Source organism: Pectobacterium polaris, assembly GCF_002307355.1.
Taxonomy (GTDB): domain Bacteria; phylum Pseudomonadota; class Gammaproteobacteria; order Enterobacterales; family Enterobacteriaceae; genus Pectobacterium; species Pectobacterium polare.
Map to the genome: position 1 here is coordinate 1372990 of NZ_CP017481.1, position 23204 is coordinate 1396193.

At 55.7% G+C, this 23204-nt stretch carries 23 protein-coding genes; 10 read left to right on the forward strand and 13 right to left on the reverse strand.

Translation table 11 applies throughout. The features are described 5' to 3' along the window. Nucleotides 1–114: 114 nt before the first annotated feature. Nucleotides 115–354 carry a septal ring assembly protein ZapB gene (gene zapB / locus BJJ97_RS06180; RefSeq protein ID WP_010281529.1) on the forward strand — a complete coding sequence of 80 codons (240 nt, stop codon included), beginning with the start codon at nucleotides 115–117 and terminating at the stop codon, nucleotides 352–354. Nucleotides 355–537: 183 nt separating this feature from the next. Here zapB and rraA read toward each other — a convergent pair whose 3' ends face one another. The 7 genes from rraA to priA all read right to left on the reverse strand — a co-directional run bounded on the left by rraA (nucleotide 538) and on the right by priA (nucleotide 8675). After that, the gene (gene rraA / locus BJJ97_RS06185) at nucleotides 538–1023 is read right to left on the reverse strand and encodes a ribonuclease E activity regulator RraA (RefSeq protein WP_039486799.1); all 486 of its coding nucleotides are present in this window, start codon (nucleotides 1021–1023) and stop codon (nucleotides 538–540) included. A gap of 134 nt (nucleotides 1024–1157) precedes the next feature. Further along, nucleotides 1158–2075 (reverse strand): 1,4-dihydroxy-2-naphthoate polyprenyltransferase, encoded by a 918-nt coding sequence (locus BJJ97_RS06190; RefSeq protein WP_095700921.1) that lies wholly within the window; start codon nucleotides 2073–2075, stop codon nucleotides 1158–1160. Nucleotides 2076–2219: 144 nt separating this feature from the next. Then, a complete protein-coding gene (hslU, locus tag BJJ97_RS06195) occupies nucleotides 2220–3551 on the reverse strand; it encodes an HslU--HslV peptidase ATPase subunit (protein WP_039486802.1) in 1332 nt (443 codons plus the stop codon). Nucleotides 3552–3560: 9 nt separating this feature from the next. Next, nucleotides 3561–4091 carry an ATP-dependent protease subunit HslV gene (gene hslV / locus BJJ97_RS06200; protein WP_039486803.1) on the reverse strand — a complete coding sequence of 177 codons (531 nt, stop codon included), beginning with the start codon at nucleotides 4089–4091 and terminating at the stop codon, nucleotides 3561–3563. 83 nt (nucleotides 4092–4174) lie between these two features. Beyond that, a complete protein-coding gene (gene ftsN, locus BJJ97_RS06205) occupies nucleotides 4175–5050 on the reverse strand; it encodes a cell division protein FtsN (RefSeq protein ID WP_095993396.1) in 876 nt (291 codons plus the stop codon). Between the two features lie 88 nt (nucleotides 5051–5138). Further along, nucleotides 5139–6182: a DNA-binding transcriptional regulator CytR gene (gene cytR / locus BJJ97_RS06210; protein ID WP_095700919.1), complete on the reverse strand. Its 1044-nt coding sequence runs from the start codon at nucleotides 6180–6182 to the stop codon at nucleotides 5139–5141. Nucleotides 6183–6476: 294 nt separating this feature from the next. After that, a complete protein-coding gene (gene priA / locus BJJ97_RS06215) occupies nucleotides 6477–8675 on the reverse strand; it encodes a primosomal protein N' (RefSeq protein WP_095993397.1) in 2199 nt (732 codons plus the stop codon). Nucleotides 8676–8968: 293 nt separating this feature from the next. On the opposite strand from priA, the gene rpmE reads away from it, so the two are divergent. Further along, the gene (gene rpmE / locus BJJ97_RS06220; protein WP_010281510.1) at nucleotides 8969–9184 is read left to right on the forward strand and encodes a 50S ribosomal protein L31; all 216 of its coding nucleotides are present in this window, start codon (nucleotides 8969–8971) and stop codon (nucleotides 9182–9184) included. A gap of 81 nt (nucleotides 9185–9265) precedes the next feature. Here rpmE and BJJ97_RS06225 read toward each other — a convergent pair whose 3' ends face one another. From BJJ97_RS06225 to metJ, 6 genes are all read right to left on the reverse strand, one after another. Further along, entirely contained in the window at nucleotides 9266–9676 is a 411-nt protein-coding gene (locus tag BJJ97_RS06225; protein ID WP_095700917.1) for a type II toxin-antitoxin system HicB family antitoxin, read from the reverse strand. Between the two features lie 27 nt (nucleotides 9677–9703). After that, nucleotides 9704–9883, reverse strand: a complete 180-nt coding sequence (locus BJJ97_RS06230) for a type II toxin-antitoxin system HicA family toxin (protein ID WP_095700916.1) — start codon at nucleotides 9881–9883, stop codon at nucleotides 9704–9706. Between the two features lie 98 nt (nucleotides 9884–9981). Then, nucleotides 9982–10992: a FecCD family ABC transporter permease gene (locus BJJ97_RS06235; RefSeq protein WP_095993398.1), complete on the reverse strand. Its 1011-nt coding sequence runs from the start codon at nucleotides 10990–10992 to the stop codon at nucleotides 9982–9984. Beyond that, nucleotides 10989–11951, reverse strand: coding sequence for an ABC transporter substrate-binding protein (locus BJJ97_RS06240; RefSeq protein WP_095993399.1), 963 nt, complete (start codon nucleotides 11949–11951; stop codon nucleotides 10989–10991). Before BJJ97_RS06240 ends, BJJ97_RS06235 begins: the two co-directional genes overlap by 4 nt. 9 nt (nucleotides 11952–11960) lie before the next feature. Next, complete coding sequence (locus BJJ97_RS06245) at nucleotides 11961–12758, reverse strand: ABC transporter ATP-binding protein (protein WP_095993400.1); 798 nt, start codon at nucleotides 12756–12758, stop codon at nucleotides 11961–11963. Nucleotides 12759–12992: 234 nt separating this feature from the next. Further along, a complete protein-coding gene (gene metJ, locus BJJ97_RS06250; protein WP_005973355.1) occupies nucleotides 12993–13310 on the reverse strand; it encodes a met regulon transcriptional regulator MetJ in 318 nt (105 codons plus the stop codon). 187 nt (nucleotides 13311–13497) lie between these two features. Here metJ and metB point away from each other — a divergent pair, with 187 nt between their 5' ends. The 8 genes from metB (at nucleotide 13498) to BJJ97_RS06290 (ending at nucleotide 23152) form a co-directional block, all read left to right on the forward strand. Then, nucleotides 13498–14658, forward strand: coding sequence for a cystathionine gamma-synthase (metB, locus tag BJJ97_RS06255; protein ID WP_039281157.1), 1161 nt, complete (start codon nucleotides 13498–13500; stop codon nucleotides 14656–14658). A 2-nt stretch (nucleotides 14659–14660) separates the two neighbouring features. Further along, complete coding sequence (locus BJJ97_RS06260; RefSeq protein WP_095993401.1) at nucleotides 14661–17096, forward strand: bifunctional aspartate kinase/homoserine dehydrogenase II; 2436 nt, start codon at nucleotides 14661–14663, stop codon at nucleotides 17094–17096. A gap of 218 nt (nucleotides 17097–17314) precedes the next feature. Beyond that, nucleotides 17315–18481: an ABC transporter ATP-binding protein gene (locus BJJ97_RS06265; protein WP_095993402.1), complete on the forward strand. Its 1167-nt coding sequence runs from the start codon at nucleotides 17315–17317 to the stop codon at nucleotides 18479–18481. Nucleotides 18482–18503: 22 nt separating this feature from the next. Beyond that, nucleotides 18504–19637 carry an extracellular solute-binding protein gene (locus BJJ97_RS06270; protein WP_095993403.1) on the forward strand — a complete coding sequence of 378 codons (1134 nt, stop codon included), beginning with the start codon at nucleotides 18504–18506 and terminating at the stop codon, nucleotides 19635–19637. 62 nt (nucleotides 19638–19699) lie between these two features. After that, a complete protein-coding gene (locus tag BJJ97_RS06275; RefSeq protein WP_039486819.1) occupies nucleotides 19700–20539 on the forward strand; it encodes an ABC transporter permease in 840 nt (279 codons plus the stop codon). Next, entirely contained in the window at nucleotides 20536–21342 is an 807-nt protein-coding gene (locus tag BJJ97_RS06280; protein ID WP_095700908.1) for an ABC transporter permease, read from the forward strand. Before BJJ97_RS06275 ends, BJJ97_RS06280 begins: the two co-directional genes overlap by 4 nt. Further along, entirely contained in the window at nucleotides 21339–22343 is a 1005-nt protein-coding gene (locus tag BJJ97_RS06285) for a LacI family DNA-binding transcriptional regulator (RefSeq protein WP_095993404.1), read from the forward strand. The genes BJJ97_RS06280 and BJJ97_RS06285 overlap by 4 nt, the downstream gene beginning before the upstream one ends. Continuing rightward, nucleotides 22295–23152, forward strand: coding sequence for a phosphodiesterase (locus tag BJJ97_RS06290; RefSeq protein ID WP_227003567.1), 858 nt, complete (start codon nucleotides 22295–22297; stop codon nucleotides 23150–23152). The genes BJJ97_RS06285 and BJJ97_RS06290 overlap by 49 nt, the downstream gene beginning before the upstream one ends. Nucleotides 23153–23204 lie beyond the last annotated feature (52 nt).

Consider the following 23204-nt stretch of genomic DNA (forward strand, 5'->3'; position numbering starts at 1 on the left):
GCGGTCAGGATTATGCTTACGGGCGGATGGCGACACCGTAGGGTGTTGGTTACAGAGTCCGAAAGCCAGCGTTAACCGATCTTTGCCTTGTTGCGATTAAAAGGGGTTTGAAGAATGTCATTTGAAGTGTTTGAAAAGCTGGAAGCGAAAGTTCAGCAGGCGATTGATACCATCACGCTGTTGCAAATGGAAATTGAAGAGCTGAAAGAGCAGAACAACGCGCTGTCGCAGGATGTTCAGGCGGCAGCTGGTTCACGTGAAGCGCTGGTGCGCGAGAACGAGCAGTTGAAAGAAGAGCAAGTGGTATGGCAAGAGCGCCTGCGCGCGCTGTTAGGCAAAATGGAAGAAGTCTAATAGGACTTTTGACAGCCTGAGAAGCCCGTTTCACTGAAGTAGAACGGTGATAATGGGATAGAAGAGTAAAGCGTCCGCGCCAGGGATGGCGCGGCTCGAGCGTACAGGGATGTATTTACCGCGTCTTTACGATCTACCCATTATCATCGCTCGACGCCATTAATCCCCGACAATTCAACGATATTATTCAATATCCAGCGGGTCTTCCGCCAAGATAATACCGGTATTATCGGCATACAGATGGTCACCGGAGAAGAAGGTGACGCCACCGAAGTTGACGCGAATATCGCTCTCGCCGATGCCTTCGCTACCCGCGCCGACCGGAATTGCCGCCATCGCCTGAATGCCGATATCCAGCTCAGCCAAATCGTCAACCTGACGCACTGCGCCATAAACGACAATGCCTTCCCACTCGTTTTGCGTCGCCAACCGGGCGATTTCCGCGTTGATCAACGCGCGACGTACTGAGCCGCCGCCATCAATCAGAAGCACGCGCCCAAGGCCGTTCTCTTCAAGAAGATCGAACAGCAGGCCATTATCCTCAAAACATTTCACCGTGGTGATTTTGCCACCAAATGAAGTACGCCCGCCAAAATTAGAGAACAGAGGCTCAACAACATTCACCTCTTCGTGGTAGATATCGCACAGTTCGGAAGTATCGTATTTCATAGGATTAACGTCTGTTTGCCGCCGGAATCATGAGTATATCCCTTTCTGGCGGCTGTTGGCAAAATCATCAAATGTTAACTTGATGCGTATCAGTAAATACGCACCGCTTTTCGCCCGCGCTCACTTTACCCGCACTAACTCAATATCACGCCAACGGCGAACAGAATGTTGGTCAGCAGCGCGCCTTTCACCGTTTTTTCCAGCATTGGACGCATACTGAATGCGCTGGTTTCACGCAGTACATAGCGTGCCTGCTGAATCAGTAACGGAAGCGCCAGAATAAAGAGCCAGCCCGCCAGGCTGTGCAGATAAAACGTGGCAAACAGACCGAGACAAACCGGTGCCAGCAACAGCAGCATCGTGTGGTAGAAGCGCGCTTTTTCCGCCCCAAGACGCACCGCCAACGTGTTCTTTCCGCTAATGCGATCGTTGTCGATATCGCGCAGGTTGTTGATGTTCAGTACCGCCGTCGCCAACAGACCGCAGGCCGTCGCTGGCAGCATCACGATGCTGTCGAAATGCCCAGTTTGCAGGTAATACGACCCCGCGACGCTGAGCCAGCCGAAAAATATCAGCACCGAAATATCGCCAAGTCCGATATAACCGTAGGGCTTGTTGCCAACGGTATAGGTGATGGCGGCGAAAATCGCCAGCAGCCCCAGAATCAGGAAACCAAAGATATCCGCTGGCTTTTCACACGCCAGAATCACCAGACTCACGCCGGAAATGATGGTGAGCGCTACGGTTACCATCAGCGCATTGCGCAGCTGCGTCAGCGTAATCGCCCCGGTCTGGATGCCGCGCAATGGCCCGATGCGTTCCTCAGTATCGCTGCCTTTTATCGCATCCCCATAGTCGTTCGCCAGATTGGAAAGGATTTGCAGCAGTCCGGCGGTTAACAACGCCAGTAATGCTACGCCCGGTTTAAAGCTGCTATGCCAGCTCGCGATCGCCGAGCCAGTGACAATGGACGCAAAAGCTAATGGCAACGTTTTTGGACGCAGGCTATCCAGCCAGGCTTTGGTTTTGCTGCTATGGGTCGATAAGGTCATGGTGTGCTTCAATTTTATTGACGATTCACTGGTGTGAATCATCCGTTTATAAACAAGAAAAGTCAGTGATGGCGGCGTCAGAAACAAAAGTGGGAGGCCAACGCCTCCCACTTTATCGTTAATCGTGCGATCCGCGAAAACGGATTATAAGATAAATCGACTCAGATCTTCATCTGCTACTAATTCATCCAGATGATTACGTACGTAATCTGCGTCAATGGTAACGCTTTGACCGTTCATTTCGCTGGCGTCGTAAGACACATCTTCGATTAAACGCTCCATCACGGTATGCAGACGACGCGCACCGATATTCTCGGTGCTTTCGTTGACCTGCCAGGCGGCTTCGGCAATACGGCGGATACCATCAGCAGTGAACGAAATATTCACGCCTTCCGTCGCCATCAGCGCTTTGTACTGCTCGGTCAGCGAGGCGCTCGGTTCCGTCAGGATGCGCTCGAAATCTTCCGTCGTCAGCGCCTGCAACTCTACGCGAATCGGCAGACGCCCCTGCAATTCTGGAATCAGATCGGACGGGCTGGCAACCTGGAACGCACCGGACGCGATAAACAGAATGTGGTCGGTTTTGACCATACCGTGCTTGGTGGATACGGTGCAGCCTTCGACCAGCGGCAGCAGGTCGCGCTGAACGCCTTCACGGGAAACATCCGGGCCGGAGCTTTCGCCACGCTTACAGATTTTGTCGATCTCATCAATGAACACGATACCGTGCTGTTCAACAGCTTCAATCGCCTGCTGTTTCAACTCTTCCGGATTCACCAGCTTGGCGGCTTCTTCTTCTATCAATAGCTTGAAGGCGTCTTTGATTTTGACCTTACGGGCTTTCTGCTTCTGTCCTGCCAGATTCTGGAACATGGACTGGAGCTGGTTGGTCATTTCTTCCATGCCCGGCGGAGCCATGATCTCTACGCCGACGGGGGAGGCAGCCAGATCGATCTCGATCTCTTTGTCGTCCAACTGGCCTTCACGCAGTTTCTTGCGGAATGCCTGACGCGTTGCTGATGGTTCCTGCGTGCTTTCGGCTTGTCCCCAGTTGTTTTTCGCGGGAGGAATCAACACGTCCAGAATACGGTCTTCCGCCATCTCTTCCGCACGGAAGCGATTTTTTTCAATCGACTGATGGCGCACCATTTTGATCGCGGAATCTGTCAGATCGCGGATGATGGAGTCAACTTCCTTACCCACGTAGCCGACTTCGGTGAATTTGGTTGCTTCCACTTTGATGAACGGCGCATTGGCGAGCTTAGCCAGACGACGAGCGATTTCGGTTTTACCGACGCCGGTCGGGCCGATCATGAGAATATTTTTAGGCGTCACTTCATGACGAAGTGCTTCGTCCAACTGCATGCGGCGCCAGCGGTTACGCAGCGCGATGGAAACAGCACGTTTCGCTTTATGCTGGCCGATGATATAGCTGTCGAGCTCGCTGACTATCTCGCGCGGGGTCATTTCAGACATAGTTGATCCTTACGCCTTGGAGGCTAATTCTTCTATCGTGTGGAACTGATTGGTGTAGATACAGATGTCGCCAGCAATCCCCAGAGATTTCTCGACGATATCACGCGCACCCAGCTCAGTGTTTTCCAGTAAAGCACGCGCGGCAGCCTGTGCATAAGGACCGCCGGAACCAATCGCGATCAGATCGTTTTCAGGCTGCACGACATCACCATTACCGGTAATGATCAGCGAGGCATTTTCGTCCGCAACGGCTAACAGGGCTTCCAGCTTGCGTAGCATACGGTCGGTACGCCAGTCTTTCGCCAGCTCGACGGCAGCTTTCACCAGATGACCCTGATGTAATTCCAGCTTGCGCTCAAAAAGCTCAAAAAGGGTGAAGGCATCCGCCGTACCGCCTGCGAAACCGGCGATGACGCGGTCATGGTAGAGGCGACGCACTTTACGCACGTTGCCTTTCATCACGGTGTTGCCCAGAGTGGCTTGTCCATCACCGCCAATGACCACCCGGCCGTTGCGGCGTACGCTTACAATTGTTGTCACGAGTCAGTCCCCGTTTGAAGAAAAAGATCCCCGCATGATTCGGGGCACATTGATTTTATAGATGGGGGAAAGCGTGGGGTTTTTCAACCCCCGCTGGCAAGAGGAATACAGTTTGATGCACCCGCACCTTTAAGACGTTGGATCATGCTGTCTGCGGCAGCCCGATTGTTATAAGGCCCGAGCATAATACGGTTCCAGCCGCCGTTAGAGGTGATACGGCTTTCGATACCCGCAAACGCCAACTGTGCTCTCACTGATTCGGCAGGGTCCATGGTTTTGAAGGAGCCACACTGAATCGCCCAGCGTTGGACTTTCTCGACTTTTGGCGCTTCAGGCTGTTTAACCGGCTGTTGCTTCGGCGCTTCCTGTTTTGGTGCTTCCTGTCTTGGAATGTCTTGTCTTGGAACAACAGGCGCCGCTTGCGTGACTACAGGCGCTCGCGTGGTGGGCTGCGTCGTCACGACTGGCGGCTGCTGCATCGATTGGGTCGGTGGCTTAATCGTCACCTGCGAGCGCGGAACCTGCGTCTGGTCGTTATACGGTACTTCGGAAAGCTGCGTTGGCTGACGGCGCATATCAGATTGCATCTGCTCCAACAACTGGCGCTGTTCGTCCGTCAACTGCACTGGAGACTGAATCTCGCCACCCGCGGAAGGCTCTGTTGGAGTCGTGACGCCCAACTGACGGTTTTCCAGTTCTTTAATGTAGCGCCAGCGTTCTTCCGGCTTGGGTGGCAGTCCGTTACCTTTGCCCACATTCTGATGCGGCAGGACGGGTGAATCGTCGGGTTTATTATGGGCGATAAAATACAGACCGCCTGCGAAGGTGACCAAAACGGCAACAGCGAGTGCGACCATTGTTTTGGACGCGCCTGAAGCGTTGCTTTTTTTCCGGCTATTTGTCGTTTTCCGACGTGTTCCTGATGAACGTCCCCGGCTCACGTAGTCTTTTTGTGCCACTGTCGTTTCGCTGTGAATTGATAGGTAAATAATATAATTAGGGGGTCATGTTACTGAACCCTCAAATATTTGACCAGCACCTGAAGTCTTAAAGCCTGTTACGGGCGTAATTCGGTGCGGCGACGCTGTCGCGTATGACCAGCTCACTGGACAACAGACGGGAACCGCTTTGTACCGTGTTACCTTGCAACTGCTCTAAGAGTAGCAGCATTGCCTCGCGTCCGATCTGATAACGAGGCTGGGCGACAGAAGTCAGAGGCGGCCAGCTGTACTGCGCCTGTTCGATATCGTCGAAACCGATAACGGAGAGATCGCGCGGGATATCCAACCCCATCTTTCTGGCCTGCGCCAGCACGCCCAGCGCCATGAGGTCGCTATGACAGAAGACCGCACTGGGCGGCTGAGGATGTTGCATCAGCGCAATCAGGCCGTTAATTCCGGTTTCATAGGTGAAGTCGCCCCGAAAGATATACTGGTTATCGATAAGCATCCCGTTGCGGCGCAGGGCCTGAATGTATCCCTGGAGGCGATATTGGCTCAGATGCATGTGCTCTGGGCCGGCAATGCAGGCGATGCGCTGATGACCCGCCTGATACAGGTAATGTACGGCTTCAAAGGCGGCAGTCAGGTTATCGATATGCACGGTGGGCAGCGCCAGATCCGGTGAGAACTCATTCGCCATCACCATCGGCGGCAGATTACGCTGCTCTTCCTGGCCTGCGTCAAACGGCAGATTGGAACCGAGTAACACCATGCCGTCGATCTGCTTGGTAATAATCAGGTCGACGAAGGTTTTTTCTTTCTGATGCTGGTGAGCGCAATCACCAATCAACACCAGATAGCCGTGTTCGGCCGCTGCTTCTTCGATCCCGCGAAATATTTCGGAGAAATAAGGATCGCAGATATCCGGGACGATCGTCAGGATCGTGCGCGATTCGTTACGCTTGAGATTCCTGTTGAGTGCGTGAGGCGAATAGCCAACGGCGATGACAGCCTGCTCGACCTTCCTACGGGTGGTCGCAGAGACTTTCTCTGGGTTCATTAACGTTCGGGATACGGTCGCGGTGGAAACACCCGCTTCATCCGCCACGTCTTTCATCGTCGCCGTGGTGACGCCTTTCTTCTGCTTCAACGCTTTTCTCCTTGCGTCAGCGTTAACTGGCGCTGACTGTCAGTAGAACGCCCCTGTCTGCTGACTTTCTATGATTATGGGTACCGCTTTTCTGCGCAGTCAGCCAACTGAATGGCACTCTATCTGAGTGCACGACATGGCTAGGCCTCAGCATATGACCTGCGCAGACAGTGATAACAGATTGAACGCAGGTTTTGTTGCTTAATTTGCACAGAAAGTGTGATGAATGTCGTGTTCTCGACGCCGATCGCAAAAAATGAGTGGCAAGAAACCGAAATGATCTAACAGGAAACGCTAACCGTCCGTGGGGTCGACATCCAGCATCCATTTCACTTTACGCGCCTGCGGTAGCGTGCCGATCAGCGTCAGCGACGTTCTGACCAGTTTCTGCAATAGCGCTCTGGAGGGGTGCTGTAGCAAGAGCTGCCAGCGGAAGCGTCCCGCGCGTTTGGGCTGTAAAGCGGGAACTGGGCCCAGCAGCCAGAGTGATTCATCCCGCAGCGGGCTCGCTTCCAGCAAATTACGCAGCTGCTGAAGGAATAACGCGGCCTGCTGGTTATCGTGATCGTCAGCGCGGAAGAGAATATGGCTGGTAAACGGCGGCAGAAAAACGCTTTTCCGTTCGGTAAGCGCCTGGCTGGCAAAGGCATCGTAGCCCTGTTGCAGCAGCGTTTGTAATAGTGGATGTTCCGGGTGGTGAGTTTGTAGCGCCACTTCGCCTGCTTTGCCCGCACGTCCCGCGCGACCCGCCACCTGAGTGTAGAGCTGCGCAAAACGTTCGGCTGCGCGGAAGTCGGCAGAGAACAGCGATCCGTCCACGTCCAGCAAGGCCACCAGCGTCACGTCAGGAAAGTGATGTCCTTTCGCCAACATCTGTGTGCCGATGAGAAGACGTGCGCCGCCTTGCCTGACCTGCGAGAGCTGCTGCTCAAGCGCCCCTTTACGGCTGGTGGTGTCACGGTCGATGCGGGTGATCGGGACATCGGGAAAGATCGGCGCAAGGCTTTGCTCCAACTGCTCAGTACCCAGACCGACGGGCACCATATTGGTCGAGCCGCAGCCGGGGCACTGTTGTGGCACCGGACGTTGGCTGTCGCAGTGGTGGCAGCGCAGCATCTTCTGATGCTGATGGTAGGTATAATAGTGATCGCAGCGCTGACACTCGGCAATCCAGCCGCACTCGTGGCACATCACCACGGGCGCGAACCCGCGCCGATTAAGGAACAAGATAACCTGATTATCGTTCGTCAGATGATGGCGGATACGGGTGATCAGCGGTTGGGATAACCCGGCCGTCAGCGGCAGTCCTTTCAGATCGATGACGTGCTGTTTGGCTAGCGCGGCATTACCCGCTCTTTTGGTCAGATTCAAGCGTCGATACTTGCCGATCTGGACGTTATGCAGCGTTTCCAGCGCGGGCGTCGCTGTCCCCATGACGATGGGAATGTCTTCTTCTCTGGCGCGGAAGACCGCCAAATCACGGGCGTGATAGCGCCAGCCTTCCTGCTGTTTGTAGGAGCTGTCGTGTTCTTCATCGATCACAATCAGCCCCAAACGGGCAAACGGAGTAAATAACGCCGACCGCGTTCCGATGACGATGGCGGCTTCACCGCTACGGGCGCGTAGCCAGACGGCAAGACGTTCGCTGTCGTTGAGTGCCGAGTGCAGCACATCCACCGGGGCGTTAAACCGTTCGCGAAAGCGGGCGATGGTTTGCGGCGTCAGGCCAATTTCCGGCACTAACACCAGCGCCTGTTTGCCCTGCGCCAGTACGTTTTCCAGCACGCTGAGATAGACTTCGGTTTTGCCCGACCCGGTGATGCCCGCGAGCAGCCAGGCGGCAAAGTGGTTATCTTCGCTGCGGATCGCACCGACGGCAGTAGCCTGTTCGGTATTCAAACGCAGTCGATCGGTTGCCAGACTAAAGCTCTGACGCCAGTCGTGAAGCGTTTGCTCTGCGGCCTGTAATTCGCACAGCCCTTTGCTGCGCAGCGCCTGCAATGCCGTTTCTGTCAGCCCGATTTCGCTCACCTGATGGCGATAAAGCGGCGACTGAAGTAAGGCCGCCAGCGCCTGTTGTTGTTTCGCGGCGCGTTTGAGCGTGCTGAGTGGCGTCGCCCGACCTTGTTCGGTGGCAAACCACTGCCAGAGCGGTGCGCGGTGTGCCGGTTTCCCCTGACGCAGTAGTATCGGCAACGCGTGGAACAGGACTTCGCCAATCGGATAATGATAGTACTCGACGGCCCACAGCAAAATGCGCCACAGGCTGGGTGGGAACAGCGGCTGTTCGTCCAGCACGTCATGCACGGGTTTTAATTGCTCAAGCGGGAGTTCGCTGGTGTTGCTCAGCGCGGTAATAATGCCGATCGCTTTACGGTGACCAAAGGAGACGCTGACGCGTGCGCCGACCTGCGGAGCGATACCTCCTGCGGGTAGCAAATAATCGAATGTACGTGCCAGCGGCACGGGCAAAGCGACCTGAGCGACAGACATAGCTTCTCCGTGATAGTCGACGTGATTTGCGTGGCGATCAATGACATAACCGAGCGGTCTGTATCATGCGCGACGCGGGGTGAAAATAACGCAAGGCGCTAGTGTACATGCTGCGAGGGATAATGTGTGGATGCGATTGCATCAGGGTAGCGGATTCTGTATGATTCGCCGCCATTATGCTGTTCGCGAAAATCATTGCGCCGTTTGCATAATGAAACTTACTTATACAACTTTCGTGTGGTGTCTGGCGGAACAGGGCTGGATAGCGACACGGCCTTAACAGAGGTTTCCCCATGAAAAAAGGTATTCACCCGAATTATTCTGCAGTTACTGTAACTTGCTCTTGCGGTAACGTGATCAAAACCCATTCTACTGTGGGTCGTGACCTGAACCTGGACGTTTGTGGCGAATGCCACCCGTTCTACACCGGCAAACAACGTGATGTTGCAACTGGTGGCCGTGTTGACCGCTTCAACAAGCGTTTCTCCGTTCCAGGCGCTAAAAAATAAGTTCTACTGGCCAATTGGTACAGTAACTTTCTGCAAAGGCACCTCTCGGTGCCTTTGTTGTTTCTGGTGGTTCAGTGCTGCTTACCGAGCAGACGATATTCGTTCTAATGCCGCCTGTGCGAGAAAACCTGAGCGACTTTTAAATTCTGGATTACTCGCTACGCAACGATCGATGCGGTCAATCAGCGACTTAGGCAGTGTGACGTTAATTTTTTCTGAACCACCCATTAAACGTGTCACGTCGATATCAACAACCGCCCATGTGTACCCAGCGTATTCTGCGTTTTTTGCCAATTGGCCTACTGACGACACGGCGGGAATATCCTGACCCATCTCGATCAGCAGTTCGATATGTCCGGTAATCGCCTCTTTAGCATTCGCGATAGCATCGTCTAGCGTATCGCCTGCAGAAAAACAGCCCGGTAGATCTGGCACGGTTACACCATATGCGTGGGTATCGTCGCCTGCTTCAATTGCAATGGGATAAAACATAATTCAGCCTCTTCGAGTCAGCGATGATCATATTCCTGCTTGTTTCCTGATGCTTTTTACCGTACCTATCGGTAAATCCTTCTTCGGGTGGGGGATTGTGACTAGTCCCGATTTGCTCGGGTGCATAAAATGGTGGTGGCTTCCGTTCACTCTTATCAATTCCCACCCATCGGCCTTGATTTCTGCTATTAACGTCCTGCTATCCATCCCTGCACCCCACTGCCCTTTAATAAGATAAAAATAACCCCAATAACTCCATTTGGCAATATTTGGGGGTTATTAGAGTTATTTTAAGTCTATATCTTTCATCCCTGCTGACGTTTTACCAGCATCCCCAGAACGAAGATGCCGCCCAATCCCGCGGTAATAATCCCGATGGGCAATTCCTGGGGTGCCAGTAGCTGTCGGCTGAGCCAATCGCCGCCGCACAGCAGTATCGCACCCAGCACGGCGGTCAGCGGCAGAAGCTTTCTGTGCAGCACGCCGCTCAACGGGCGAGCCAGATGGGGAATCATCAGGCCGATAAAACCAATCACGCCGGTCAGCGCGACTAACAGCGACGTGGCGAACGCGCAGCAGATAAAAATTTCCACCCGTACGCGAGACAGATTCACCCCCATTGAGGCGGCTGTTTGCCCGCCAGCGAGCAGGGCGTCGAGCGCGCGCCAGCGTAGGGCGGTAAGGCCGAATAGCAGCAGAACGCTGAACACCGCAAAAGGTAACGTGTCCCAACGGGCAAGGCCCAGCCCGCCCAGCGACCAGAAAAGAATCGAGCTGGCGGCCCGCTGATCGCCGGAAAACACCAAATAATTTGTCAGCGCGCCGAACAGAAACGAGATTGCCAATCCGCAGATAATCAGGCGCTCTGCGCCCCGCGCCTGTTGCAGTAGAAACAGCACGGTCACGGCGACGGCCGATAAGATCCCACCACAGAAGGCCGCCATTGGCAGCGCCCAATCACCGAGTTGCTCACCAAAGCGGGTGATGACGGCGACTGCACCCGCTGAGGCACCGGCAGACAGGCCGAACAGAAACGGGTCTGCCAGATCGTTGCGGGTTGCCGTTTGCAAAAAAGCACCGACCATTGCTAGCCCCGCGCCGCACAGCGCTGCCAGCAGGCTGCGAGGAATACGCAGTTCAAGAATGATGCGTGACGTCATCGGTGACACGTCTGCCGACGATAGCCCCAACACGCTGGCGACCTGCGTGAGGGGAATCGTCGTGCTGCCTGTCGCAATATTTAACAGCATCAGCCCAGCCAGTATCAGCAGTGCGATAACGAAGGTCGCGGCATAACGTGAAGACGTTGGGCTCATTTAAAGGCATCCGGGTAGAGTGCGTGTGCCAGTTTATCGACGGCAGCGATATTCGCTGGTCCCGGCGTGAGCTCTGCATATTGCAGCTTTAGATAGCGATGCTGTTGTACGGCTGGGGTAAATTTCATCAGCGGATGTGATTCCAGAAAACGTCTTAACGCATCTGCACCGTTGCCAGTCTGGTAATCCAGCAAAATGATGAAGTCAGGCTCGCGTGCCGCCACGCTTTCCCACGATGTCGAAGCCCAACTCGTTTCCATATCATCCATCACGTTCTTGCCGCCCGCCGCCTCAATGATGGCGGTTGGCATGGCGAATTTCCCGCTGGTAAAGGGCTTATCGTCGCCAGAGTCATACAGAAAAACCGTCTGCTTTGGCTGATTGCCAATACGGGTTTGCAGTTCGGCAATGTGCTGCTTCCAGTCGTCAATCTGTTCCTGAGCCTGTTCCTGCTTACCGAAGATTTTCCCCAGTTTCAACATATCGCCGTAAAGCAGCTCCATGCTGGCTCGCGGCCGCTGTTTCTGCTGTTCGGTGAAAACGCAGCTTTCGCTGAGTACCAGTGTCTGAATGCCGTATTTTTGCAGCGATTGCGGCGTGACTTCGCCGCCGACTTTCATACCGTAGTTCCACCCTGCAAAGAAGAAATCTGGGCGTACGGCCAGCAGGTTTTCCAACGTCGGATATTTTGCTGCCAGTTCAGGGATCGTGCCCTGCTGCTTGATAAAGTCTGGGGGCGCTTTATACCAGCCGGTGATCCCCGTCAGCCCGACAATACTTTTTTGCAGCCCAAGTGCAAACGCCATCTCCGTCATGTTCAGGTCATGAATAACGGCTCGCTGCGGCGGCTGGGTGAAGGTCAGCGGTTGCCCACAGCTGTCGACCGTGACGGGGAAACCCGAGGCGTGTACCCAGCATGACGTCAATGCCAGCAGTCCAGACAGAAGCGTTATTTTCATCAGGGTTCCTTAGTGCAGTTCAGGGGCTTCAAAGATGCGAATGGGTGAACCGTTTATCGGATGCGGCACCGTAAAGCTCTCCATCCCAAATACGGATTTCACGCAGTCGGCGCTCAGCGCGTGTGCAGGCGTTCCCCAGCGGAGTAGCGATCCCTGCTGCAAAACAGCGACACGGTCGGCAAAGGGGGTGATCAGCGGCAGATCGTGCAGCACCGCCAGCGTTGAAATACCGCGTTTCCGTACGAGAGATAGCAGCTGTGCACGCGCCAATGGATCGAGATGGTTCGTCGGTTCATCCAGCAACAGGAGCTGCGGCGTTTGTGCGAACGCACGTGCCAGCGATGCGCGTTGACGTTCTCCACCGGAGAGCGTGCCCAGCAGGCGGTGGCGCAATGGTAATAATCCGGTATCGTCCATCGCTTCTTCGATGAGCTGGCGATCGTATGCAGGCGTGCTGAATCCGTGGTGGGGAATCCGCCCTAAGGCGACGTACTCCGCGACCCGCAGACGCAGATCTGGTGCATCGTTCTGCGCCAAAATCGCGATGCGCTTTGCTCGCTCATGGCGGCTGAGTGTATTCAGCGGTTGTCCATTCAGATGGATGTACCCCGTCGTCGCGACAAGTTCGCTGGTTAACACGCGTAGCAGCGTAGATTTACCGCTGCCGTTGGGCCCAACCAGCGCCAAACGCTCTCCAGCCTGCATGGACAGCGAAATATCACTGAGCCTCGGCGCGCGATTGGCGTCGGCAACGGAAACATGGTGAAGCTGTAGCAGCACGGGTTTACTGGAGAGAAGCTCTGTCATGATGCGGGCATATCACCGTCATAGGCTAAAGGTGGTATGTTATAACATAACAAATTAAATGCAATCCCGATTCACAACGTGAGTGGAAGACGAAGCGTTCGAAAGAAGCGCGAGCGGTGGAGGTTTGAGGTTGTAGAGGTTAACGAAGAGTGATGTGTTGAGCGGGATGCACTGCATAGCAAAACCCCGCCGGAGAAGGCGGGGTTAGCTAGAAAATTGACAGCGTAAGCGCGATCAGTATTCCCACGTATCCGGGTCGATACCCATTTCACGCATGATGATTTTCGCGGCTTCAGGAATTTCATCGCTGCGTTCTTTACGCAGGTCTTCGTCATTCGGTAACGGTTGACCTGTGAACGCGTGCAGGAACGCCTCGCACAGCAGCTCGCTGTTGGTGGCATGGCGCAGGTTGTTCACCTGACGACGCGTGCGTTCGTCAGTTAGTATCTTTAATACTTTCAATGGAATAGATACTGTTATCTTCTTGACTTGCTCGCTTTTTTTACCGTGTTCAGCGTAAGGGCTGACATACTCGCCGTTCCACTCAGCCATGGGATACCTTAAAAATTAATCTAATGAAGACAGCATCTGTCATGAAATGCCACAATTCTAGCGGTTATTATGCTTATGCTCAATCTATACGCAAAGAAGTTTAGATGTCTAGATGTGTTGACGTCTATTAAAACTGCGTTTACTCTTAAGTTCCTATCTTTTCAGCCTCCAGCCAGGAAATGAGCCGATGACGCGTAAACAGGCAACGATCGCAGTCCGCAGCGGGTTAAATGATGATGAGCAGTATGGCTGCGTCGTCCCACCCATTCACCTTTCCAGCACGTATAACTTTACCGGATTCAACCAGCCACGCGCACATGACTATTCGCGTCGCGGTAACCCCACGCGTGATGTTGTGCAGCGTGCGCTTGCCGAACTGGAAGGCGGTGCGGGTGCGGTAATGACGAGCAGCGGGATGTCGGCGATTATGCTGGTTTGCACGGTGTTCCTGCGTCCCGGCGATCTGCTGGTGGCACCGCATGATTGCTACGGCGGCAGCTATCGTCTGTTTGACAGCCTGAGCAAGCGCGGCGCATTTCGCGTCAAATTTGTCGATCAAAGTGACACCGATGCACTCAACGCAGCATTGGCAGAAAAGCCGAAGCTGGTGCTGGTGGAAAGCCCGAGCAATCCGTTGCTGCGCGTCGTGGATATTGCCGCGATTTGTCAGGCCGCGCGTGAAGCGGGTGCGGTCAGCGTGGTGGATAACACCTTCCTGAGCCCGGCGTTGCAGAAGCCGCTGGAGCTGGGCGCCGATCTGGTGGTGCATTCATGTACCAAGTACCTGAATGGTCACTCTGACGTGGTGGCGGGTGCAGTGATCGCCAAAGATGCTGATACCATTACTGAACTGGCCTGGTGGGCGAACAATATCGGCGTCACAGGCGCGGCGTTTGATAGCTATCTGTTGCTACGTGGCCTGCGTACCCTATCGCCACGTATGGCGGCTGCGCAGCGCAATGCGCAACAAGTGGTTGAATTCTTACAGACGCAGCCGTTGGTGAAGGCGCTTTACCATCCTTCACTGCCGAACAATCCCGGCCATGATATTGCCCGCCGTCAACAATCTGGCTTTGGCGCTATGCTAAGTTTTGAGTTGGATGGAGATGAAGACACGCTGCGCCGTTTTCTGGCATCGCTGGAGCTGTTCACACTGGCGGAATCGCTGGGCGGAGTGGAAAGCCTCATCTCTCATGCGGCAACGATGACGCATGCCGGCATGGCGCCAGAAGCGCGTGCCGCGGCGGGTATCTCTGAAACATTACTGCGTATTTCCACCGGCATTGAAGACGGCGATGATCTGGTTGCCGATCTGGATCGTGCGTTTCAAGCCGCAGCCAAGAGGTAAGAATGAGTGCATTAGGAGTAGCGCCATCGGTAACGGGCCGACAGCTGCATAAGTTTGGTGGTAGCAGTCTGGCCGATGTGAAGTGTTACCTGCGCGTAGCCGGTATTATGGCGGAGTATAGCCACCCCGGTGATTTGATGGTGGTATCTGCCGCAGGCAGTACCACAAACCAGCTGATTAGCTGGTTGAAACTGAGCCAGAGCGACCGTCTGTCGGCGCATCAGGTTCAGCAAGCATTACGCCGCTACCACAGTGAACTGATTGCCGGGCTGCTGCCTGCACAAGAGGCAGAAGCGCTGACCGCTCAGTTTATCCGCGATCTGGAGCGTTTGGCTGCGCTGCTGGATGGCAAGATGACGGATGCCGTCTACGCCGAAGTGGTCGGGCACGGTGAAATCTGGTCGGCTCGCCTGATGTCCGCGGTGCTGAATCATCGGGATATGAATGCCGCCTGGTTGGATGCGCGCGATTTTCTCTGTGCGGAACGTGCTGCGCAGCCGCAGGTGGATGAAGGCCGTTCCTGGCCGCTGTTGCAGCAATATCTGACGCAACACGCAGGGCAACGTTTAGTGGTAACCGGTTTTATCAGCCGCAATGATGCAGGTGAAACGGTGCTGCTGGGGCGCAACGGCAGTGACTATTCCGCCACACAAATTGGTGCGCTGGCAGGCGTTGAGCGTGTAACCATCTGGAGCGACGTCGCTGGGGTATATAGCGCCGATCCACGCAAAGTGAAAGATGCCTGCCTGTTGCCGCTGCTGCGTCTGGATGAAGCCAGTGAATTGGCACGTCTGGCGGCACCGGTGTTGCATACGCGTACCTTACAGCCTGTTTCCGGCAGCGATATTGATCTGCAACTGCGTTGCAGTTATCAGCCTGAACAAGGGTCGACGCGTATCGAACGCGTGCTGGCCTCGGGGACGGGGGCAAAAATTGTCACCAGTCACGATGATGTCTGCCTGATTGAAGTTCAGGTGCCTTCTGAACACGATTTCGCGCTGCTGCAAAAAGAAGTCGAACAGCTTCTGAACCGTGCGCAGTTGAAACCGCTGGCGATCGGCGTTCATCAGGATCGTAACCTGCTGCAACTGTGCTACACCTCCGAAGTGGTGGATAGCGCGCTGCAACTGCTGGCACAGGCTGCGTTACCCGTTGAACTCAATCAGCGCGACGGGCTGGCGATGGTCGCGATGGTCGGTGCAGGCGTGGGTAAAAACCCGCTGCACAGCCACCGTTTCTATCAGCAGTTGAAAGATCAGCCTATTGAATTTGTCCGCCAGGCCGATGATGGCATCAGTCTGGTTGCTGTGCTGCGTGTTGGCCCGACGGAGCATTTGATCCGTGGGCTGCACCATTCGCTGTTCCGGGCAGAAAAACGTATCGGTCTGGTGCTGTTTGGCAAAGGGAATATTGGTTCACGCTGGCTGGAGCTATTTGCACGTGAGCAGAGCAATCTGTCTGCACGTACCGGTTTTGAGTTTGTATTGGCCGGTGTGGTGGACAGTACACGCAGCCTGTTGAACTATGATGGACTGGATGCCAGCCGTGCGTTGGCTTTCTTCGAAAATGAAGCGCAAGAGCGGGATGGTGAAGATCTGTTCCTGTGGATGCGTGCACATCCCTTCGATGATTTGGTGGTGTTGGACGTCACCGCCAGTGAATCGGTCGCCGATCTGTATCTGGATTTCGCCAGCTATGGTTTCCACGTCATCAGCGCTAACAAACTGGCGGGTGCATCCGGCGGCAATAACTATCGCCAGATCCGCGACGCGTTCGCGAAAACGGATCGTCACTGGCTGTATAACTCGACCGTCGGCGCAGGGTTGCCGGTCAACTTTGCGGTACGCGATCTGCGTGAAAGCGGTGACAGCATTCTGGCGATTAGTGGGATTTTCTCCGGCACGCTTTCCTGGCTGTTCTTGCAGTTTGACGGCACTGTACCGTTCACCGAACTGGTCGATCAGGCTTGCCAACAAGGGCTGACCGAGCCGGATCCACGCGTTGACCTCTCTGGTCAGGACGTCATGCGTAAGCTGGTGATTCTGGCGCGTGAAGCGGGCTATGACATCGAACCGAGTCAGGTTCGGGTTGAGTCGCTGGTGCCGCCGGGCTGTGAGCAGGGTTCTGTCGATTACTTCTTCGAGAACGGCGATTCGCTGAACGAGCAAATGCTGCGTCGTCTGGAAGCGGCACAGGAAATGGGCTTGGTTCTGCGTCACGTCGCACGCTTTGACAGCAATGGTAAAGCGCGCGTGGGCGTTGAAGCGGTTCGCCCCGATCATCCTCTGGCCTCGTTGCTGCCGGGTGATAACGTGTTTGCGATTGAAAGCCGCTGGTATCGGGATAACCCGCTGGTTATCCGTGGGCCGGGCGCGGGGCGCGATGTCACTGCTGGTGCCCTTCAATCTGACCTAAACCGTCTGGCGCAGTTACTGTAGAACCTGCTGTAAGCGCAACCTACCGTTGGCCGTCTCCGCGTATGGGGAGATGGCCAATACTCAAGATACCCATTCCCTCGTTTCCCTTCTCGCTAAAAAATTTCCACCACTATCTTCCCCATAAGTCGTGTCATTGAAATGTCACAGTGACAACACGCCACTGACACGATGTCACCGCACAATCAGCGCATTGTTTGATTATCGTGGAATGCACAGCTGTGCAAAAAACAACTTCCTCTGCGGCAGCCCCGCACATTGTCATCGACCATCTACATGTTGGATACGGCACGACCGCCGTATTGAACGATATCCATCTGGAGATTGCGCAGAGCGAATTCGTGGCGTTGCTCGGTTCGTCAGGGTGTGGAAAGACGACACTACTGCGTACGGTTGCTGGGTTCTCGTCACCGCGTGCGGGGGCGATTCGCGTTAACGGGCAGGATATGACGAAAGCGCCGCCAGAGAAACGTGGAATGGCGTTGGTATTTCAGAGCTACGCGCTGTGGCCGCATATGACGGTGGCACAGCATATTGCCTACGGACTGCGTTTGCGCCGCGTCCCGCGTGCGGAGATTGCCAGCCGTGTGGCGGAACTGGAAACCATGCTCGGTTTGACGGGCCTGAGCGCTCGTAAGCCTGCGGAACTGTCCGGTGGGCAGCGTCAGCGCGTCGCCTTGGGCCGTGCACTGGCGGTACGGCCCGATATTCTGCTGCTGGATGAACCGCTCTCCAATCTGGATGCCCGCATCCGCCTGCAACTGCGTGATGAGATCCGTGCGCTGCAACAGCGGCTGGGATTGACCGCGATCCACGTGACGCACGACCGCGAAGAAGCGATGGTGATGGCGGACCGCATCGTGATTTTGAATCAGGGTCGCATCATGCAGGCGGGCAGCCCACAAGAGGTGTATCACCATCCAGCCAGTTCGTTTGTCGCCGCATTTATGGGTGCAGAAAATCGGCTGGTGCTGGAAGCGCGCTATGACGGCGATACGCTGATGATTCCCGGTGATGCCGAGAGTCATTCGCTGGTGCCAGCGAATACGTCGCTACCGCCCGGCGCGATAGAAGCGCGTTTTCGTGCGGAAGCCGCTTGTCTTTACGATCCGGCAGACGTCCCGCTCATCCAGCCCGGCATGTTGATGCGCTACGGCACGGTACAAGCACAAAGCTACCCCGGCGGATACTGGCTGCATACGATTTCCAGCGGCACCTGGCGGATACAGGTCCATGCGTCGCATCCCTTTGCCATCGGGCAGCGGGTTGCGGTGCAGATCCCTGCCGAGGCGCTGTTTCTTTTCCCGCTGGCAGAAGAGGCGACATCTTCGACGGCGGTACCGGATACCACTTCACTTTATTCCCCGCTTCCTGGCCTGACGGCCTGATCCTGAATTGGAGACCAATGATATGAAACGCATTTTTGCTGCAACGCTGATGATGAGTACGCCGCTGGCGGCAGTACAGGCACAGGAATTAACGGTGTTGACGGCGGGTGACCAAAACATGGTCGACTATGTCAATGAATATCTGGGGCCGCTGTTTGAGAAACAGCATCCCGGCGTAAAAGTTCGTGCCGTCGGCACCGGACCGGGTGATGCGGGGTCGCAGAAGATTCTTGAGCGCTTCAATGCACAGCAGGCCGCCGGTGCCAAAGTCTGGGACACCGATGTGGCGGTTGTGCACGAGAAATTTGTCGGTCCGATGGTGCAAAAGGGCGACCTGCTGAAATATCGCGATGATATCGCCAGCGGCAAGCTGGTCAGCATGGCCGCAGCGGATAAAGCTATGGGCACGGACGTGAAAGGCTACGTTATGCCGATGTTCAGCAGCCAGACGGCGCTGGCCTATAACCCCAGCATGGTCGCGAATCCGCCTAAAAGCTATGACGAAATCCAACAGTGGGCCGCTGCGAATCCGAAGATGTTCGGCTACAACGGCATTAAGGGCGGCGCATCGGGCGTCAGCTTCGTCATGGGCTGGATTTATGCTTACGGCGGCGATGCCCAGAAGCTGATGAACGGGCCGTTTGACGAAGCGGAAGCGCAGAAATGGCAGCCGGCGTTTGAGCGCCTGAAAGCCTTTAACAAGAACGTGACGCTGACGCCGGGCAACGCTGGCACGCTCGACATGCTGAGCCGTGGCGAAATCGCGATGGGACCCGTGTGGGTCGACATGTTCTATTCCTGGAAAGCAAGCGGACAGCTGCCGGACAATTTCAAATTGCTGCTTCCTGCGCCCGGTATGCCAGGGCAGCCGATGCACTATGTTATCCCTGCGCAGGCACCGAACCGCGAGCTGGCTAAACAGTTTGTCGAACTGGCAACCAGCGCCAAAGTACAGGCCGAAGGGATTGTGGAACGCTTTAACTGGTATCCGGGGATCGATGCCAAGTACGTTGAGGCAGAGTTGAAGCCCGCTGTCTGGCAGCGTCTGTTCACGGACGTGACGCCTGATGAACTGGCGAGCAAAGGCAAGACGTTCCCTATCGCGCCTTACCACACTGCGATTCTGAATGCCTATGAGCAGGCGATGGCGAAGTAATAACTTATACACCTAGTACCACATGCGCTCTGGCGGGATGACGCCAGAGCGCGGAGACATTCATGTTGCAAGTATCCCAATTCTCTTCCCGACTGGCGGGTATCGCGCTTGTGCTACCCGCGCTGGCGGTGGTGGCTGTCTGTTTTATCACGCCGCTGGGGCTGTCGGTTGGGGGCGCTTTTGTTAGTCAAAATGGCGTGGGCATTGATAACTTTGTCACGGCATTAACGCTCTATCTGCCCGATATTCTGTTTACCTTACTGATTGTGAGCCTCGCGACGCTGCTGATTGGCCTGCTATCCGTCATGATCGGCGGCTACCTGACGCTGGGGGAAAGTCCGCGCATGGTAGCACTGCTGCGCTGGGTCTATCGCTGGCCGCTGTTTATCCCGTTTATCGTGACCGGGCAAATTTTACGCACGTTTCTGGCCAAGAACGGCTGGTTGAATGGCGCGCTGGATACGCTCGGCATTGTCGATATGGCCAGTGCCAGCAACTGGTTGGACTGGCGCGGTATCGTGTTTGCCTTCGTCTGGAAACAGACGCCGTTCGTGGCGCTGCTGGTCGCCGGTGCGATGGCATCGCTGGATCGCACGATGATCGAGTCCGCCCGTAACTTAGGCGCATCGCGCTTGCGCATTCTGTGTGAAATTGTGGTGCCTCAGGTTGGGCAAACGCTGCTCACCGGACTCATTCTCTCTTTCGTCACCATGATGTCGGTGCTGTCTGTACCGATGATGATCAATGCCCAGTCGCCGACGATGCTAACTGCCAACATTGCCTTCCGCATTAACGCCTACGGCGATTATGGCGTGGCGAATGCGTTGGGGGTGATTTCCCTGCTGATGACCGGTTTGTTTGCCGTGATTTATCTCCGCCTGAATATGAGGGAGAAGGCATGAAGAACGTACTGTGGTGGATCCCGAGGATGCTGATTCTGGGGACACTGATCTTCTTGATTTTTGGGCCCTTGGCTAACCTCCTGCTGTGGTCGGTGGCGGAAAAATGGTTCTATCCTCACCTGCTGCCCAATGAGTGGGGCTTCGCCTTCTGGGAACGGGTGTTTTCACCGCGCGGCGTGGCCTGGGAAGCGCTGGGGAATAGCGTGATGGTAGCGGTGTTCACGGTGCTGGCCTCGCTGTTGCTAGCGATTCCGGCGGGGTATGCGCTGGCGCGTCTGCCGCTGCCTGCCCGTGGCTTGATACTGCTGGTCTTCCTGATACCGCAGGCGTTTCCGAATCTGACGGTGTACGTCAACATCGCCCGCCTGTTTTATCAGTGGGGGCTGAACGGTACGCTGCTGGGTGTTGTGCTGGTTCACACGGTTCACGGGCTGGTCTTTGCGGTCTGGATCGCCTCGGCGGCGTTCTCGGCGGTGGGGCGTGAAATGGAGCAGGCGGCGCGTTCAATTGGTGCTGGGCCGTGGCGTGCTTTTGTCGATATCACTCTGCCGCTGGCTATGCCGGGGCTGATGGCATCGGCCATCTTCGTCTTCCTCGAATCGCTGGATGAGTTTACCGGCAGCTACTTCGTTGGGGCACCGGATGTGCAGATGATGCCACTGCTGCTCTATACCGCGGGGGCGGGCGGTAACTATCAGATCGCTTCCATTACCGCGCTGGTGCTGCTGATTCCTTCTGTGCTGTTCATGCTGGTGGTGGAGCGTTTTTTGAAAGCCGACGTAATGGCAAGGATAGGGAAATGACGGCAGGTAAACAGGGCTACGTTAGTGCACAGGATGTTGCTCGTCGGGCTGGCGTATCGCGCTCGGCGGTGTCCCGCAGTTTTACCCCCGGCGCAAGCGTGTCGGCTGCCACCTACGCCAAAGTGATGACGGCGGCGCAGGAGCTAGGCTATCAGGTTAACGATCTGGCACGCGGCCTGCTGGCGAACAGCAGCCGTCTGGTTGGGCTGGTGGTGACACACCCCGAGGTTGGGTTTCGCGCCAATTTGGTCGCAGAGCTGTCGCAGGCGTTAATCCAACGCGGCTCGATTCCTGTGCTCATCAATACTGGTCATGTGCGGGAAGCGATGGCGGCCGCGCGTTCGATTCTGTTTGGTCACCGTGCGGAAGCGACGATTGTGCTTTCCGGCTCGCCACCAAAAGAATTTGTCGAGCTGGCGCAGTTAAACGGCCAGCCGCTGATTGTCATCGGGCGGCACGAACCCGCGTGTGACAGCGTACACATTGATAATGACACCGCCGCGCGTATGGCGGCGCGGCTGTTTGCCTCATCGGGCAGAACGCGTCTGGCTCTGGCCGGAGCGGCTTCGGCAACGCCTAATATCATTGAACGTGAACAGGCGTTTTGTGATGAAGCGCGGACGTTAGGGCTGCCCGTAGCCGTGGTACGCGGTGATGATACCGATTATGACGACGGGCTGGCGGTGGGGCAGATGCTCTTTTCGCTTCCCGAAGCTATCAGACCGGATGCGGTGTTCTGCGTTAACGACTTAGTGGCATTCGGCGTGATCGACCGCGCAAAGCAGTGCGGACTCGCCGTTCCGCAGGATCTCATGGTGATCGGATTTGATGATATTCCTGCCGCAGGGTGGGATGCCTATGCGTTGACGACATTTCGTCAGGATCCCGCAACGATGGCGGCACAGGCGTTGGCGTTGCTCGATCGACGCCAGTCTCAGGTACAAGAGCCCGCGTGTCGAGCGAAAGTGGCTGCCCCGCTAATCCGCCGCCAGTCGGCGTAACGGTACTGGCAGGCGATAGCGTGTGGATAGTGAAACCGAGGATAAATATGAAACTGATTCAACTTTCCGACCTCCATTTGACCGCACAAGGCGGCAACTTGCATGGCCGTGACCCAGAACAGCAACTGACAGCGGCGATTGCCGATATTAACGCACACCATCGCGATGCCGATCTGGTAGTCATCTCCGGTGATTTGTCCGATGACGGCAGTGCGGCATCCTATGCGTTTCTGGCCTCGGCGCTGGCTGAACTCCAGCTTCCCTGGCGTGTGACGATGGGGAATCACGACGACAGAGAGACGTTTTTAGCCCAGTTCCCGACGCTGGCGGATGAAAACGGATTTGTACAGAACGTGACGGCAGTGGGGGATGATTGCGTCATTCTGCTGGACTCGTTGCAGGCTGGTGAGGTGGGCGGAACGCTGTGTTCAGCGAGGCTGGCATGGCTGGAGCAACAGCTTCAGACCGCGGAAGGTAAGAACGTGTTCCTGTTCCTGCATCACCCTCCGATGTCGATCGGGCTTCCGGCGCTGGATAACGTTCGATTGGCTCCCGAAGCGGCAGATGCGCTGTATCAGGTGTGTCACCGTTTCGGCAATGTGCGTCATATTTCTGCGGGGCATGTGCATCGACCTGCTAGCGGCAACTGGCGAGGCATATCGTTCAGCACGATACGCGGCACCAATCACCAGTCCGCGCTGCGTTTCGCTCCGGGATTTGAGGTCAGCCTGGAGGCTCCGCAGTACGCCATTTTTCTGACGACGGAAGAAGGGCATACCGTACATTTTCACGATTTCCCCTGCGCCTGACGGCGTATCCCCCTTTCGTTTATGTAGCCTGAGAGACGGTTTCGTGCGCCAC

Excerpts from the sequence above, each read along its gene's own strand:
- metJ (WP_005973355.1), bottom strand. The coding sequence starts at position 13,310 with ATGGCTGAGTGGAACGGCGAGTATGTCAGCCCTTACGCTGAACACGGT.
- priA (WP_095993397.1), bottom strand. The coding sequence starts at position 8,675 with ATGTCTGTCGCTCAGGTCGCTTTGCCCGTGCCGCTGGCACGTACATTC.
- BJJ97_RS06245 (WP_095993400.1), bottom strand. The coding sequence starts at position 12,758 with ATGACAGAGCTTCTCTCCAGTAAACCCGTGCTGCTACAGCTTCACCAT.
- BJJ97_RS06280 (WP_095700908.1), top strand. The coding sequence starts at position 20,536 with ATGAAGAACGTACTGTGGTGGATCCCGAGGATGCTGATTCTGGGGACA.
- rraA (WP_039486799.1), bottom strand. The coding sequence starts at position 1,023 with ATGAAATACGATACTTCCGAACTGTGCGATATCTACCACGAAGAGGTG.
- rpmE (WP_010281510.1), top strand. The coding sequence starts at position 8,969 with ATGAAAAAAGGTATTCACCCGAATTATTCTGCAGTTACTGTAACTTGC.
- BJJ97_RS06240 (WP_095993399.1), bottom strand. The coding sequence starts at position 11,951 with ATGAAAATAACGCTTCTGTCTGGACTGCTGGCATTGACGTCATGCTGG.
- BJJ97_RS06225 (WP_095700917.1), bottom strand. The coding sequence starts at position 9,676 with ATGTTTTATCCCATTGCAATTGAAGCAGGCGACGATACCCACGCATAT.
- BJJ97_RS06270 (WP_095993403.1), top strand. The coding sequence starts at position 18,504 with ATGAAACGCATTTTTGCTGCAACGCTGATGATGAGTACGCCGCTGGCG.
- BJJ97_RS06260 (WP_095993401.1), top strand. The coding sequence starts at position 14,661 with ATGAGTGCATTAGGAGTAGCGCCATCGGTAACGGGCCGACAGCTGCAT.
- metB (WP_039281157.1), top strand. The coding sequence starts at position 13,498 with ATGACGCGTAAACAGGCAACGATCGCAGTCCGCAGCGGGTTAAATGAT.
- zapB (WP_010281529.1), top strand. The coding sequence starts at position 115 with ATGTCATTTGAAGTGTTTGAAAAGCTGGAAGCGAAAGTTCAGCAGGCG.
- BJJ97_RS06285 (WP_095993404.1), top strand. The coding sequence starts at position 21,339 with ATGACGGCAGGTAAACAGGGCTACGTTAGTGCACAGGATGTTGCTCGT.
- BJJ97_RS06275 (WP_039486819.1), top strand. The coding sequence starts at position 19,700 with ATGTTGCAAGTATCCCAATTCTCTTCCCGACTGGCGGGTATCGCGCTT.
- BJJ97_RS06230 (WP_095700916.1), bottom strand. The coding sequence starts at position 9,883 with ATGGATAGCAGGACGTTAATAGCAGAAATCAAGGCCGATGGGTGGGAA.
- BJJ97_RS06235 (WP_095993398.1), bottom strand. The coding sequence starts at position 10,992 with ATGAGCCCAACGTCTTCACGTTATGCCGCGACCTTCGTTATCGCACTG.
- hslU (WP_039486802.1), bottom strand. The coding sequence starts at position 3,551 with ATGTCTGAAATGACCCCGCGCGAGATAGTCAGCGAGCTCGACAGCTAT.
- BJJ97_RS06190 (WP_095700921.1), bottom strand. The coding sequence starts at position 2,075 with ATGACCTTATCGACCCATAGCAGCAAAACCAAAGCCTGGCTGGATAGC.